The 13459-nt window shown below is 71.5% G+C and carries 15 protein-coding genes and 1 pseudogene; 6 read left to right on the plus strand and 10 right to left on the minus strand.

Annotated elements, in window-relative coordinates:
* Nucleotides 1-70: 70 nt before the first annotated feature.
* Complete coding sequence (locus tag ACFY1U_RS36965) at nt 71-991, minus strand: LysR family transcriptional regulator (RefSeq protein ID WP_390698409.1); 921 nt, start codon at nt 989-991, stop codon at nt 71-73.
* Nucleotides 992-1134: 143 nt separating this feature from the next.
* Between ACFY1U_RS36965 and ACFY1U_RS36970 the strand changes: the two genes are divergently transcribed.
* Nucleotides 1135-2388: an MFS transporter gene (locus tag ACFY1U_RS36970; protein WP_390698410.1), complete on the plus strand. Its 1254-nt coding sequence runs from the start codon at nt 1135-1137 to the stop codon at nt 2386-2388.
* A 137-nt stretch (nt 2389-2525) separates the two neighbouring features.
* Nucleotides 2526-2789 carry a hypothetical protein gene (locus ACFY1U_RS36975; protein ID WP_390698411.1) on the plus strand — a complete coding sequence of 88 codons (264 nt, stop codon included), beginning with the start codon at nt 2526-2528 and terminating at the stop codon, nt 2787-2789.
* 33 nt (nt 2790-2822) lie between these two features.
* Here ACFY1U_RS36975 and ACFY1U_RS36980 read toward each other — a convergent pair whose 3' ends face one another.
* The 3 genes from ACFY1U_RS36980 to ACFY1U_RS36990 form a co-directional block, all read right to left on the minus strand.
* Nucleotides 2823-3362: a DUF1707 domain-containing protein gene (locus ACFY1U_RS36980; protein ID WP_390698412.1), complete on the minus strand. Its 540-nt coding sequence runs from the start codon at nt 3360-3362 to the stop codon at nt 2823-2825.
* 68 nt (nt 3363-3430) lie between these two features.
* Entirely contained in the window at nt 3431-4765 is a 1335-nt protein-coding gene (gene lysA, locus ACFY1U_RS36985) for a diaminopimelate decarboxylase (protein WP_390698413.1), read from the minus strand.
* A gap of 13 nt (nt 4766-4778) precedes the next feature.
* Nucleotides 4779-5114 (minus strand): SAV_915 family protein, encoded by a 336-nt coding sequence (locus ACFY1U_RS36990; RefSeq protein ID WP_390698414.1) that lies wholly within the window; start codon nt 5112-5114, stop codon nt 4779-4781.
* 380 nt (nt 5115-5494) lie between these two features.
* Between ACFY1U_RS36990 and ACFY1U_RS36995 the strand changes: the two genes are divergently transcribed.
* From ACFY1U_RS36995 to ACFY1U_RS37010, 4 genes are read left to right on the plus strand one after another with little or no spacing between them, the layout of a single operon-like run.
* Nucleotides 5495-6460 (plus strand): MmgE/PrpD family protein, encoded by a 966-nt coding sequence (locus tag ACFY1U_RS36995; protein ID WP_390698415.1) that lies wholly within the window; start codon nt 5495-5497, stop codon nt 6458-6460.
* On the plus strand, nt 6457-7647 hold the full coding sequence (locus ACFY1U_RS37000; RefSeq protein ID WP_390698416.1) for a CaiB/BaiF CoA transferase family protein: 1191 nt from the start codon (nt 6457-6459) through the stop codon (nt 7645-7647). The genes ACFY1U_RS36995 and ACFY1U_RS37000 overlap by 4 nt, the downstream gene beginning before the upstream one ends.
* Before the next feature lie 26 nt (nt 7648-7673).
* Nucleotides 7674-8840 (plus strand): acyl-CoA dehydrogenase family protein, encoded by a 1167-nt coding sequence (locus ACFY1U_RS37005; protein WP_390698417.1) that lies wholly within the window; start codon nt 7674-7676, stop codon nt 8838-8840.
* Nucleotides 8833-9579 carry a GntR family transcriptional regulator gene (locus ACFY1U_RS37010; protein ID WP_390698418.1) on the plus strand — a complete coding sequence of 249 codons (747 nt, stop codon included), beginning with the start codon at nt 8833-8835 and terminating at the stop codon, nt 9577-9579. Before ACFY1U_RS37005 ends, ACFY1U_RS37010 begins: the two co-directional genes overlap by 8 nt.
* Nucleotides 9580-9616: 37 nt before the next feature.
* Here the strand turns inward: ACFY1U_RS37010 and ACFY1U_RS37015 are convergent.
* The 6 genes and pseudogenes from ACFY1U_RS37015 to ACFY1U_RS37040 form a co-directional block, all read right to left on the minus strand.
* Nucleotides 9617-9877 (minus strand): annotated as a pseudogene (locus ACFY1U_RS37015) (iron chelate uptake ABC transporter family permease subunit); the annotation flags it as partial.
* Between the two features lie 145 nt (nt 9878-10022).
* Nucleotides 10023-10640, minus strand: coding sequence for a sigma-70 family RNA polymerase sigma factor (locus ACFY1U_RS37020; RefSeq protein WP_390698419.1), 618 nt, complete (start codon nt 10638-10640; stop codon nt 10023-10025).
* Nucleotides 10641-10806: 166 nt separating this feature from the next.
* Nucleotides 10807-11454: a hypothetical protein gene (locus ACFY1U_RS37025; protein ID WP_390698420.1), complete on the minus strand. Its 648-nt coding sequence runs from the start codon at nt 11452-11454 to the stop codon at nt 10807-10809.
* 247 nt (nt 11455-11701) lie between these two features.
* Nucleotides 11702-12046, minus strand: coding sequence for an ArsR/SmtB family transcription factor (locus ACFY1U_RS37030; RefSeq protein WP_390698421.1), 345 nt, complete (start codon nt 12044-12046; stop codon nt 11702-11704).
* Complete coding sequence (locus tag ACFY1U_RS37035; RefSeq protein ID WP_390698422.1) at nt 12043-12501, minus strand: SRPBCC domain-containing protein; 459 nt, start codon at nt 12499-12501, stop codon at nt 12043-12045. The genes ACFY1U_RS37030 and ACFY1U_RS37035 overlap by 4 nt, the downstream gene beginning before the upstream one ends.
* A 190-nt stretch (nt 12502-12691) precedes the next feature.
* A complete protein-coding gene (locus ACFY1U_RS37040) occupies nt 12692-13399 on the minus strand; it encodes an SDR family oxidoreductase (RefSeq protein ID WP_390698423.1) in 708 nt (235 codons plus the stop codon).
* Nucleotides 13400-13459 lie beyond the last annotated feature (60 nt).

Here is a 13459-nt window from a genome sequence, read left to right on the forward strand (position 1 = left end):
GCTTCCCGCCCGCCCATCTGCACCGGCTATTGTCCGCTGGCGCGGGGCGCTGCCCCCGGACCCTTCGCCGTCACTGCGCCCATGTCGGGGTCCAAGTGTCCGCGTCCCGCCGGGCGGTGCCTAGGTGGGCGCGGAGCGAGGCCAGGGCCGGGTGCGGGTTGTCGGCGCGCCAGATCAGCGAGTGCGGGTAGACGGGCATGGGGTCGCGCACGGGGATGCGGCGCAGGTCGTGGTCGGCCGGCCACACCATGCGGGTCTGTACGCCGACGAAGGTCGCGAGCAGCGAGGAGTCGGCGATCGTGTCGAGGAGCGGTTCGGTGCCGAAGTCGGGACCGGTGACCTCGATGGTGAAGCCGAACGCCGCGGCCAGGTCGTCGTAGTAGGCGGCCCATTCGGTGCCCGCGACGTTGCCGGGCATCCAGATCCGGTGCCCGGCCAGCTGCGCCGGGGTGACGGAGCGGGCCGAGGCGAGCGCGTGCCGGGGGCCGGTGAGGAGTTCGAGGGGCTCGTCGTGGACACGGGCTGCCTCGATGCCGTCGGGCAGCTGCCGCGCGGGAAGCGTGAGCGCGCGGAAGGACGCGTCGATGGTGCCGGAGCGCACCGCGGAGATCGCCGCGTCGGCGTCGAAGAGCGTCACGACGTCGAGGGCCGAGTCGGGGTGGGCGCGGTGGAAGTCCCTGATCAGGTCGGCCGGGGCGAGCCGACGGCCGATCACGTCGACGCGCAGGGCACGGCGGCCGGGCCGTACGGAGGCCGCGGCGCGTTCCTCCGCCTGCAGGAGTTCGCGGGCATGAGGGAGGAAGACCTGGCCGTCGACGGTGAGCTGGGCGCCCCGGGCAGTGCGGGTGAACAGCCGCGCGCCGGGGTCCTTCTCCAGCGCGGCGACTCGCTTGGAGACGGCCTGCTGGGTGACGTCCAGGCCGAGAGCGGCCTCCCGGAACTGTCCGGCGTCCGCGACGGCCACGAAAGTGCGCACTGCGTCGATGTCCACGCGCCCCTTTCTACAACGGCCGGTCACCGGTCGGCCCACAACTTCCGGTTGTCGGACGACCGGCGCGTCGGTTGTTTGCCCCCGCGCCTCGTGACCGGCTTTGATGTCGCCGGTCGGGATTCGGGCGGGACGGGGAGGTCGGCATGCGGGGCGGGCAGGCGTTGGGGCGGCAGTTCGGATGGCTGTGGGGGGCGTACTCCGTCAGCGCGATCGGGACATGGCTCGCCTTCGACGCGTTCTCGCTGATAGCGGTGATCGTGCTGCATGCCGGGGCGACCGAGGTGGCGGTGCTGTCGGCGGCCGGGCTCGCGGTGGGTGCGGCGGTGGCGACGCCACTCGGGCCGTGGATGGAGTTCCGCCGCAAGCGGCCCGTGATGATGTCCATGGATCTGGTCCGCTGTGGGGTGTTGCTGACCATTCCGGTCGCGTTCGCGCTCGGCGCGCTCACCTTCGTACAACTTCTGGTTGTGTCGATCGTCGTCGGCGCGGCCGACATCAGCTTCACCGCTGCGAGCGGGGCCTTCGTCAAGTCGCTGCTGCCGCCGGAGGACCTGCTCACCGCGAACGCGCGGTTCGAGGCGACCCAGTGGACCGCGACCATCCTGGGGCCGCCCCTGGGCGGAGCCGCGATGGGCGTGTTCGGGCCGGTGATGACCGTGGTGGCCAATGCGGTGAGCTTCCTGCTGTCGGCCGTCGGGATCCGCGCGATCGGCGGGACCGAGCCGCATCCCGTACGGCCGGAGCCGGGGGCCGGGCGCGCGCCCGCCGGCAGCCTGCTCGAAGGATGGCGGTACATCCTGGCTCATCCGACGCTGCGACCGCTGTTCTTCAACACGGTGCTGTACAACGCCCTGATCATGGTGTCGCTTCCGCTGCTCGCCGTGCTGATGGTCGGCGATCTCGGCTTCGCGGCCTGGCAGTACGGCCTGGCCTTCTCCGTACCCAGCATCGGCGGCCTGATCGGCTCGCGGCTGGCCCGCCTGCTCGTGCCGCGGTTCGGAGAGCGCCGCGTGCTGCTGGTCGCGGGGACGCTGCGCGCGTGCTGGCCGATCGGGCTCGCCTTCGTCGGGCGCGGCACGGCCGGGCTGGTGCTCGTCATGGTTGTGGAGCTGGGCGTGATCGTGTCCTGTGCCGTCTTCAACCCGGTGTACTCCACCATTCGGCTGCGGCGGACGGACACGGGCCGGGTGGCGCGCACGCTCTCCGCGTGGTCGGTCACCACCAAGGCGACGACCGCCGCGATGACCGCCCTCTGGGGCCTGCTGGCCGGCCTGACCGGCCCCCGCGCGGCGATCGCCGCCGCCGGCGTCCTTGTCCTGGCCACCCCGCTGCTGCTGCCCCGCCGTATCGCCGACCCCACGGAGACGGCGCAGCCGAGCGTCGAGGAAGCAGCCTGAGCCGTCGGTCCCGATCCGCCGGGTTCTGTGAGGCGTTGCCGCTCATCGCCGCGGGCAAGGTGATGAAGGACCAACTGCGATCAGGACGCGCGGGTGCCGCGATCCGGCTCCCGCCGGCGAAACGGAGATCCCTTCTGATGACGAACCACGCGGCCGGCCTGACGACGGATCTGTCACTCGACCGGATCGAGCGCCTCGACGACGAGATCATCGCGCTCCTCGCACGCCGTCGCGCGATGGCCCAGGAACTCCCGCCCCCGGCCGGCGCCCGCGCCGCCGATCCGGCCTTCGCCGAGACGGTACGAGGCATGACGGGCCGCTACCGCAGGGAACTCGGCGGCGCGGGCGAACTGGTCGCCCGCGCGGTGATGGTGCTGTGCGCTCCCAGCCGGGACATCTGAGTCGTCGCGACGCACCGGGCACCGACGGGCACGTCACCGCCGCTTCTCGATGACCTTCGCGTGCACGAGCGTTCCGACGAGTTCGATGCGCAGGCGCGGATCGTCAGCGGTTTTCTTGGAGCGGAGCTTCAGCTTGGAGTAGGTGAGGTTGAGCCCGTCGGTGTCGATCAGGATGTCGGACGAGCCGACGAGAACCAGCTTGCCGTGGGCCATGTCCGTCTCGATCCGCAGGACGTCCGAGGTGGTCACCGCGTGGCTGAAGTCGAAGGTGACTCGGCACAGTTGGGTGCGCAGCTCGATGCGCGCGGGTACCGACCAGCGTCCGTCCCGTACGTACTTGCCGCCGTGCTGTTCGACGACGAGGAGGTCTCTGCCCTTCATCGCGGGCGTGACGGGCAGATCGGTGGTGAGCTCGGCCAACTCGCCGAGCGTCCGGGCCGACAGCGCGCTCTCCAGCCGGCTGTCGAGTTCCTCGGCGCTGAGTCGGCCGTCACCGGCGGCGACCCGCAACACATCCACGACGCGGTCGCGATCCTCATGCGATGCCCGCAGGCCGGGCGGCTCGTTGGACATGCCCGCAACGTTAGCAGCGCCGGGTGGGGCGGGGTCGGGGAGACCACACCGTCATGCCCCGGGTGTCCCTAGAGGCCAACGTCGCGGCTGCGGATGTCGTCCAGGGACTCCCGGCGTACGAGGAGCCGGGCGCGGCCCTCGTGTACGGCGGCGACCGGCGGGCGGCCGACCAGGTTGTATCCAGAGGCCATGGAGAGGTGGTAGGCGCCGGCGACGGGAACGGCGAGCAGGTCTCCGGGACGTACGTCCGCGGGGAGTTCGACGTCGGCGGCGAGCACGTCGCCGGCCTCGCAGTGCCGGCCGACGACGGTGACGGGCGCCCGGTCGGCGGTGGTGTGGCGGCCGATGAGACGGAGCGCGTAGTGCACTCCGTACAGGGCCGGGCGCGGGTTGTCGCTCATGCCGCCGTCGACGGCGACGTAGGTGCGACCTGCGGTGCGCTTGACGACGAGCACGCGGTAGAGAGCGATGCCCGCGGGTCCGGCGATGGCCCGCCCCGGCTCGATGATCAGGCGGGGAACGGCCAGCCCGGCCGCCGCACACGCCTCGGTCAGCTCGGCACGGACCTTGCGGGCCAGGGTGGTCAGGTCCAGCGCCCGCTCACCGGAGCGGTAGGCGATGCCGTGGCCGCCGCCGAGATCGAGCTCGGGCAGGACGAGGCCGTGCTGCTCGTGCAGACGGGCCATGAGACCCACGAGGCGCCGCACCGCGGCCAGATACGGCTTGACGCTGGTGATCTGCGAGCCCAAGTGGCAGTGCAGGCCGGTGAGTTCGAGCTGCGGCTGGCCCAGTATCCGGGCGATCGCGTGCTGGGCGTATCCGTCGGAGATGCTGAGGCCGAACTTCTGGTCCTCGGTGCCGGTGCGGATCTTCTCGTGGCCGCCGGCACTGATGCCGGGCACCACACGGACCATGACCTTCTGGTGGCCCCGGGGTCCGACGGCGGCGGCCAGCCGGGCGATCTCCGACGGGCTGTCGATGACGATGCGGCCCACGCCGAGGCGCAGCGCCGATTCCAGGTCGCGTGGCGACTTTGCGTTGCCGTGCAGCACGATCCGCTCGGGCGGGAACCCGCTCATGACGGCCAGCTCCAGTTCGCCGGCCGAGCAGACGTCGAGCCCGAGGCCCTCCTCGTCCATCCAGTGGATCATCGCGCGGCACAGGAACGCCTTGGCCGCGTAGAGGATCTCGGTGTCCGGGAAGGCGTTGCGATAGGTACGGCAGCGGTCGCGGACCTCGGCCTCGTCGAGGACGTAGACGGGCGTGCCGAAGCGCTCGGCGATCTCGGCGAGCGGCACGCCGCCCACTGCCAGGTCGCCCGGCTGGGCCTCGGCGGTGGACGCGGGCCAGACCGAGAGGTCACCGGCGATGGTGGTGACGGCACTGTCGTGAACAGTGGTCATGATGGCCTCCCTCTCAACCGACGCGTACAGCGAGCGCGGGAACGACGGGGTTCACCGGCCGGACGGGCCGGGCCGTGAACTGGGGATCCAAGGTGACGGTGGTGACGCCGAGCGGTGCGGTCAGCGCGCGCAGAGCCGGCTCGGCGAGCCTGATCCACGCCTGCCCGGGGCCGAGCGTCGCGGCCAGCCGGCTCTCGGAGGTGAAGGCGACCGCCGTACGGTCGCCGAGAGGGGTGCGGAAGACACATGTCACACACCCGGAGGGTCCCGGCCGGACGGGAACGAACAGTGGCCCGACCGGGAACGGATCAGAGGGTTCCGGGTCTTCGCCGGACAGGATGTCTGCCATGGGACGCCTCCAGGGGGACAGGGGACCCGGGGGCCCGGGTCGGGCGAGTGGCTGAGCGCCCCGCACGCGGGGAGGCGGAACGGGGCGCACCGATGACGCTATGCCTGCCCGCCCCGGTGTTCCGCCGGCTCATGACGCAACGCTGACGGGCATCGGGCAAACACTGACGTGGCGCTGACACCGGCGGCGACGGCCGCCTGGCTCTCACCCCGGGCGCATTGTTGTGTACAAAGTCTCGCCATTGTTCCCGGTGTCCGCTCCGACACATCACGTCAGTGCGCCAAGGCACAGGTCATGGCGCTGAGGACAGCGTTGACAGGGCCACGAATTTGGCCGTACAAACCAGAGTGGAGGCAGGTACCCAATCCCCGGGGGGACCGTTGACCGTCGCGCTGGCCGCCCGTACGCATCCCCTGCGCGGCCTCACCACTCCGCTGCCGGACGCGGCGCGCCGGGCGGCCATGGCGCACGTGCTCGACTTCGACGCTCCGCACACCGACACGACCACGCACATCTCCGTGGTCACCGTCCCGGCGGTGCGTGCGGCCGGCGGTGACGCGCGGGCGTATCTCGCCGGTGCGGGAGTCATGGCACGGCTCGGCGCGATGCTCGGCTGGGGCCACTGTGCGGCGGGCCGGCATGCGACCTGCACCGCGGGTGCCCCGGCCGCCGCGGTCGCGGCCGGGCTCGCCCTCGGCCTGGACGTGACGGGGCTCGCCACCGCGATGGCGCTCGCCGTGCCCGCCGCCGGCGGCGGGCAGGAGGCCTTCGGGACACACGGCGAGTCGCTGCAGGTCGGTTTCGCAGCCGAGGCGGGCGTACGGGCGGCACGGCTGGCGCGGGCGGGTGCCACCGCCGATCCGCGGGTCCTGGAGGCCCGGCTGGAGCGGGTCGGCGGCAAGCCCGCCGCGGACTTCCCGGCGGCCCCGGCCGTCCCGGGAGGACTGGCCGTCAAGCTCTTCCCCTGCTGCTCTGCCATGCAGCGGCCCATCGCCGCCCTGCGCGAGGTGCGCGGCCAGGTCCGCGGTGAGGTCGGCGCCGTCACCGTGAGCACACCGGCGGGAACCGTCCACCCGCTCATCCACGACCGCCCGGCGACCCGCCTGGAAGGCAAGTGGCCGGGTCTCCCTGCGCATCGCCCTCGCCGACGGCGGCGAGTGCGCACCGAGCCGGCGCTGCCGCCCGGTGCTCCCGGGCGTCCACTGTCCGAGGCCGACTTGCGGGCCAAGGCTGCCGCCTGCGGTCCGGACGTACCGGCCCTGCTGGACGGACTGACGTGGGCGGGCGGGGCCGAGGTGCTGCGGAAGCACTTCCCGTACATCCCTTACGAGGGCCAGGAGGCATGACGGTGCATCAGCTTCCCCTGTCGGGCATCACGGTGGTCAGCCTGGAGCAGGCCGTGGCCGCTCCCTATGCCACCCGGCAGCTCGCCGATCTCGGCGCCCGGGTCATCAAGGTGGAGCGGCCGGGCGAAGGCGACTTCGCGCGCCGTTACGACACGACGGTCCACGGCCACTCCAGCTATTTCGTCTGGCTCAACCGCTCCAAGGAGTCCCTCACGCTGGACCTGAAGGATTCGCGGGGCATGGAGATCCTGCACCAACTCCTCGACGACGCCGACGTGTTCGTACAGAATCTCGCGCCCGGCGCCGCCGACCGGCTGGGCCTCGGCGTCGGCGCGCTCACCGACCGCTACCCGCGGCTGATCCCGTGCACGATCTCCGGCTACGGCACGAGCGGGCCGTGGGCCGACCGCAAGTCGTACGACCTGCTGGTGCAGTGCCAGACCGGTCTGGTCTCCCTCACCGGAACCGCGGACGAGACGGCGCGTGTCGGAATCTCCGTCGCCGACATCGCCGCCGGGATGTACGCCTACACAGGCATCCTCACCGCCCTGTACACGCGGGCCACCACCGGCCGGACGCACCCGGTGGAGGTGTCCCTGTTCGAGGCGCTGGCGGAGTGGATGGGCCAGCCCGCGAACTACACGCGCTACGGGGGCAGTCAGCCCGCCCGCCTCGGCACCCAGCACGCCACCATCGCACCGTACGGCGCCTTCCCGACGGCCGACGGCAAGCAGGTGCTGTTCTCCATCCAGAACGAGCGCGAGTGGGCCGTCCTGTGCGCGGACTTCCTCGGGCAGCCGGCCTTGACGAACGATCCACGCTTCGCGACGGGCTCCGACCGCGTCGCGCACCGCGACGACATCAACGCGATCGTCGCCGAGCGCTGCGCCCGCTCCGACGCCGAGGAGGTCCTGAAGGACCTGGAGGAGATCGGCATCGCGTGCGCCGGGGTCAACGACGTCGCCGCGTTCCTGGACCATCCGGTGCTGGCGGCCCGCGAGCGCTGGCGCGAGGTGGCCGTGCCCGGCGCGACGGTGCAGGCACTGCTCCCGCCGGCCGACCTCGCGGGCATCCCCGCGCGCATGGATCCCGTGCCGGCGGTGGGCGAGCACACGGACGCGATCCTCACCGGCCTCGGCCACTCCCCCGACGACATCCGGGCGCTGCGCGCCGACGCCGTCATCTGACCTCCGACGATCTGGAGTTGCGCCCCATGAGCGTCCTGGACATCCTCTCCGACGACGAACTCCTCGTCGTCCGGACCGTGCGGGAGTTCGTCGACAAGGACGTCGAGCCCGTCGTCCGGCAGCTGGAGCACGCGGACACCTATCCCGAGCACCTCATCGAGCGGATGAAGGAACTCGGCATCTACGGCCTGGCGATCCCGGAGGAGTACGGCGGCAACCCGGTTTCCACACCGTGCTTCGTACTCGTCACCGAGGAACTCGCGCGCGGCTGGATGAGCCTGGCCGGAGCGATGGGCGGGCACACCGTCGTCGCCAAGCTCCTGGTGCTGTACGGCACGCAGGAGCAGAAGGAGCGCCATCTGCCGAGGCTGGCGACCGGGGCGGTGCGCGCCACGATGGCGCTCACCGAGCCGGGCGGCGGTTCGGACCTGCAGGCGATGACGACGATCGCGCGCCGCGAGGGCGGGGAGTACGTCGTCAACGGGGCGAAGACCTGGATCACCAACTCCCGCCGCGCCGGCCTGATCGCACTGCTGTGCAAGACCGACCCGGCCGCCAGTCCCCGTCATGCGGGCATGTCGGTCCTGCTGGCCGAGCACGGTCCGGGCCTCGTCGTCTCGCGCGATCTGCCCAAACTCGGCTACAAGGGCGTCGAGAGCTGCGAGTTGTCCTTCGAGGACCACCGCCTACCGGCCGACGCGCTGCTGGGCGGCGAGGAGGGCCACGGCTTCGCCCAGATGATGAGGGGGCTGGAGACCGGACGGCTGCAGGTCGCCGCCCGGGCGCTCGGCGTGGGGCGGGCAGCCCTGGAGGACTCGCTGCGCTACGCCCAGGAACGGGAGTCGTTCGGCAAACCCATCTGGCGCCACCAGTCCATCGGCAACTACCTCGCCGACATGGCGACCAAGCTCACGGCAGCCCGCCAACTGACGCTGCACGCGGCCCGGTTGGCCGACGGCGGGCGCCGGGTCGACATGGAGGCGGGCATGGCGAAGCTGTTCGCTTCGGAGACGGCGATGGAGATCGCGCTCAACGCGGTACGGATCCACGGCGGTTACGGCTACTCGACGGAGTTCGACGTGGAGCGGTACTTCCGTGACGCACCCCTGATGATCGTCGGCGAGGGCACGAACGAGATCCAACGAAACGTCATCGCGGCACAGTTGGTGGCAAGGGGCGGTCTCGATGGCTGAGCAACCGCAGCGGGAGAGCACGTACTCGCGGCTGGGGAAAGAGTTGCGGGCGGCGATCCTTCGGCACGACTACCCGGACGGTGTCCGGCTCCCCACCGAGGCGGAGCTGGCCGAGACCTACGGGGTCAGCCGGCAGACCGTGCGCCGGGCGTTCCAGGACCTCGTGGCCGAGGGACTGGTCTACCGGGTGCCCGGGCGCGGCACGTTCGCCACGCCCCGCGAGGAGCAGTACCTGCGGCAGTTCGGCTCGGTCGACGACCTGATGGGGCTGTCCATCGACACCCGTATGGACGTCGTGACGCCTCTGCACCGACGGGTCGACGTCGACGCGGCCGGACGACTGGGCCTGAACACGGACCGGGTGCACAAGCTGGCTTTTCTACGGTGGCACGAGGACGTCGCGTTCTGCCACACGTCGGTCTGGCTGCCGCCCTCCGTCGGCCAACTGCTGCAGTCCGTCGACGAGTTGACGCTACCGGGCACACCGAATGCCTTCACCGTCATCGGTCTGCTCGACCAGCGGCTGCCCGAACCGATCGCCGAGGCCGAGCAGAGCATCACCGTAGCCGAGGCCTCGCCGGAGATCGCCGAACACCTGGGCTGTGAACCGGGCCGCGCCCTGCTGCGCATCGACCGCGTCTACCAGACGGTCGCCGGTCAGCTCGTCGAACTGGCCATCAGCCACTTCCTGCCGGAGCACTACTCGTACCGCGTGCGGCTGCGGCGCAGCGGTCAGTGATGGCTGCGCCATCGCCGGGACGAGGGACACGGGGTGGCTCCCACTGGGCGCCCGCGACGCTGTCCAGCATCCAGAACATGACCGTCCGCAACTCGTTGGGGGTCGACCGGAGTTGGACGTAACTGGTGACGGAGAGGAAGGCGGGGTCGGCGAGGGGGTTGGAGACCACCGTCCGGAGCACCGCGCCGGACGCGGCCTGACCCGAGCCGGCCAGGGCGGCCAGGACCACCCGCGGGGTGCGGAAGTTCCAGACAATCTGGTCGAGCGCCGGGTCGCAGGGGCCGGTCCCACGCCGATGCTGATCGCAACGACCATCGTGGCGACGAGCGCTTCTTGATGGCCGCGGCACGGCTGATTCGCGGGCATCCCGGAGCGGGAGGCGGAGGAGGGGCTCACCGCCCAGGGTGTCGGAGCGGACCGCCCCGACACCCTCGCACGACGGTTCAGACCGCCGTCGGCACGGCGGGCTCCTCCGCGTCGTCCAGCAGGTCCATCAGGCTGGCCCGGGCGCGGGCCACGCGGGAGCGGACCGTACCGATCGGGCAGTCGCTGACCTCGGCGGCCTCCGCGTAAGGGAGACCGAGCAGCTGGGTGAGGATGAACGCCTCTCGGCGCTCGTCGGGCAGGGCAGCCAGCAGGTCCAGCAGGGCGATGCCGTCGTCGAAGCCGGGCAGGTCGAGCGGCTGGGACAGTTCGATGGCCAGCTGCCAGTCCGCTGCGTCGGACAAGCGGGGCCGGGCGGCGGCGTGGCGGTAGCTGTCGATGACGGCCCGGCGGGCGATGGACAGCAGCCACGCGCGCGCCGAGGAACGCCCCTCGAAGCGGTGCAGGCTGCCCAGTGCGCGCAGGAAGGTGTCCTGCGCGAGGTCGTCCACCGCCTGCGGGTCGGCGCACAGGTGGGCGACGTAGCGCTGGACATCGCGCTGCAGGGCGCGCACGAACTGCTCGACGGCGTCCGCGTCGCCGCCCCGGGCGGCGAGCGCCCAGGCCGTGATCGACTCGTCGAGCGCCGCCGCTTTGTCCTGTGTGACGCGCGAGGTCGGCAAGGCAGAGGTAATCACCTGGTGTCCTTCTCAGGTCGACCGTGATCCGGACCGGGGCGCGCGAGGGCGCGAGCAGTCCGGTGAGTGGGGGTACGGCCTACGGCGCGAAGGCGCTACGGCGCCGGTGCGGCCGTACGGCCGTGGCCCGAGGCGCGCACGGGCAGCCTCGGGAAGCCGACTGCCGTCAGGCGGCAGCCGTCCCCACGGGCGGGCCCCGAGAGGTGATCGCGTGGACGAGAAGAAGGAGACGCGGCGCCCGGTCCGAGCGGCGGCGCCGCAGGTGTGGGCGCGGACGCGGCGGGGTGTCCGGCAGGGCGAGCAGCAGCCGTAGCGGAGCGGCCAGCCATCCGGCGACGGCCCGGAGGATACGGAAGGCGGCCTTCTCGCCGTACGCCAACCACAGCCCGCACAGCAGCGCGGCGAGCAGATGGGCGGCGAGCATGCCCGACGACGAACCGCCGGACGCCGTGTGATCCATGTGATCCATGTGATCCATGCGGGCCATGTCCATGGAGGTCATGTGCATCGAGCCCATGCCGCTCATGTCCATGGAAGCCGACGCGTCGGACCACTCGGTCACCGACTGGGCGAGCGAGAACGCCTCATGCAGCACCGTCTGGACGGCGACCACGGTCGCCACGATCAACGGCAGCCCGCGCTCCCGTCCCGCCAGGCCCCAGCCGACGGACCCGGTGGCGGCCGTTCCGGCGGCGAACGCCCAGGCGGGCACGTCGCTGCCGGACATCAGGGTGTGGCCCAGGGCGGCGAGCAGCACGCAGACGGCCGCGAACACCGCGGCCCGTATCGTGCGAGAACACCACCCTGCTGTCATGGCGCCTCATCCTTGCATCCGGGCGTCACTCGTCATGCAGGGGTACGGAATCCCACAGGCGCCCCCACTCAATTCACGGCGTGTGATCCAGACCACGGAAATGGGCGGGAACCAGGCGGGACTTGGGCCCGACGTCTCCTTGGGAAAGGGCATGTGGATGTTCGCGCGCGGCCACGGCGTCAGGGCGAGCAGCACACATTGCTGGGCCCTCGCGGCGGCCGGCCCAGGCGCATTGGCGTATGGCCGTTCAGGACGGTTCTTCCCGCTCCGCGATGTCCTTGATCGCGTCGAGGCGGCGGTCCCACTGGGCGGCGAGGGCGTTGAGCCAGCGGGTCGCGCGCTCCAGGGGTTGCAGATGCGCTTCGTAGCGGACTTCCCGTCCGGTGCGCCGGCCTCGGACCAGGCCCGCGCGGTCCAGGACCGCCAGATGCTTGGCCACCGCCTGGCGGGTCACGGGCAGGGCCGCGGCGAGCGAGGTGGAGGTCGCGCCGCCTTCACCGACGAGGGCGCCGAGGATCTGCCGGCGGATCGGGTCGGCCAGCGCCAGCAGGACGTCCTCGGGGGCCGGTGCGCCGTCGTGCGTGCCGGTCATGCCCGGGCGTGCTCGCACTGGGTGCGCAGCCGGTCGAGCTTGCCAGGCCAGTTCAGGCTGTTCGCGCGGTGGCGGTCAACCGCCTCGTCGACCGGCAGCCCGAGGTGCGCGAAGCCGGTCTCGGTCATCGTCAGCCGGGTGCCTGCCGTGGCCTCGTCCGCGGTGAGGGTGAACTCGACGAGCGTCGCGTTGGAGTCCGTCGGTTCTTCGCCTGCGGCGCCCTGCGACCAGCGCCAGGAGAAGGTGTGCGGCGGCTCGACCTTCTCGATGCGGGCAGGGATGGCACCGTGGACCCCGTGGTCGAACAGCAGCAGCCCGCCCGGCCGCAGGTCGATCTTCACGGGTTCCCCGTTGCCGAACCACTCCCCCAGGAAGGCCGGTTCGGTCAGCACCGACCAGACCCGTTCCACGGAAGCGTTGATCACGATGGTCCGTTCGATGGAGTCGGGAATCACGGCAACCTCGTCTCGTCCGAATGCGCTACCAAACGGTTGCACATCCTCGGCCTTATGTGCAACCACCTGGTTGCACATAAGGCCGGACGGCGGCGTTTCGTCGCCGTCGCGCTCGCCGGTGATCAGCGAAGGCCGCGTACTCGTCGGCAGGCTTCCTGTCGAGCCGCGGACGCCACGCAGACGGCAGACGTCACCACGGCAGCGGGCCGTTGATGTCGAAGTAGCCGCCGGTCGGGCCGTCGGGCGTGATCTGGGCCATGCGCACAATGATCCGGGCGGCCTCCTCGACGGTCTGGGTGCCGGTGTTGCCGTTGAGGTCCGTCTTGGTGAAGCCGGGCTCGACCGAGTTGATCCGCATGTTCGGGAACGCCTTCGCGAACTGCACGGTCAGCATGTTGACCGCGGTCTTGGACGTCGGATAGGCGACGCCCGGGTAGAAGTGCGCGGGGTGGTCCGGGTCGGAGAGGTGGGTCAGCGAGGCGAGGCCGCTGCTGACGTTGACCACGACCGGCGCGGCCGAGCGCTGCAGCAGGGGCAGGAAGGCGTGGGTGACGCGGACGACGCCGAAGACGTTGGTCTCGAAGGTGTTGCGCATCTGGTCGGCGGTCACGGTCTCGGCGGTGGGCACGCTGTTTCCCTCGCCGCGGGTCTCGATCCCGGCGTTGTTGATCAGTACGTCGAGCCCGCCGTCGGCCTCGATGCTCTTGGCCGCGGCCTCGACCGTGACGTCGTCGGTGACGTCGAGCAGGACGAAGCGTGCGCCCAGCTGTGCTGCGGCCCGGCGTCCGCGCTCGGCGTCGCGGGCCCCCACGTACACGGTGTGACCTGCGGCGATGAGCTGGCGGGCGGTCTCGTGGCCGATGCCCTTGTTGGCTCCGGTGATCAGTGTTGTCGTCATGCGTCCAGACTGGGGCGCCCCACCCCCATCAGCCAGGAGACCCTTCTTCCTGGGACTCGG

The organism is Streptomyces sp. NPDC001351, assembly GCF_042896045.1.
Taxonomy (GTDB): Bacteria; Actinomycetota; Actinomycetes; order Streptomycetales; family Streptomycetaceae; genus Streptomyces.

Coding starts and splice junctions, on each gene's coding strand:
- ACFY1U_RS36970 (WP_390698410.1), top strand. CDS start 1,135: ATGCGGGGCGGGCAGGCGTTGGGGCGGCAGTTCGGATGGCTGTGGGGG.
- ACFY1U_RS36975 (WP_390698411.1), top strand. CDS start 2,526: ATGACGAACCACGCGGCCGGCCTGACGACGGATCTGTCACTCGACCGG.
- ACFY1U_RS36980 (WP_390698412.1), bottom strand. CDS start 3,362: ATGTCCAACGAGCCGCCCGGCCTGCGGGCATCGCATGAGGATCGCGAC.
- lysA (WP_390698413.1), bottom strand. CDS start 4,765: ATGACCACTGTTCACGACAGTGCCGTCACCACCATCGCCGGTGACCTC.
- ACFY1U_RS36990 (WP_390698414.1), bottom strand. CDS start 5,114: ATGGCAGACATCCTGTCCGGCGAAGACCCGGAACCCTCTGATCCGTTC.
- ACFY1U_RS37000 (WP_390698416.1), top strand. CDS start 6,457: ATGACGGTGCATCAGCTTCCCCTGTCGGGCATCACGGTGGTCAGCCTG.
- ACFY1U_RS37005 (WP_390698417.1), top strand. CDS start 7,674: ATGAGCGTCCTGGACATCCTCTCCGACGACGAACTCCTCGTCGTCCGG.
- ACFY1U_RS37010 (WP_390698418.1), top strand. CDS start 8,833: ATGGCTGAGCAACCGCAGCGGGAGAGCACGTACTCGCGGCTGGGGAAA.
- ACFY1U_RS37025 (WP_390698420.1), bottom strand. CDS start 11,454: ATGACAGCAGGGTGGTGTTCTCGCACGATACGGGCCGCGGTGTTCGCG.
- ACFY1U_RS37030 (WP_390698421.1), bottom strand. CDS start 12,046: ATGACCGGCACGCACGACGGCGCACCGGCCCCCGAGGACGTCCTGCTG.
- ACFY1U_RS37040 (WP_390698423.1), bottom strand. CDS start 13,399: ATGACGACAACACTGATCACCGGAGCCAACAAGGGCATCGGCCACGAG.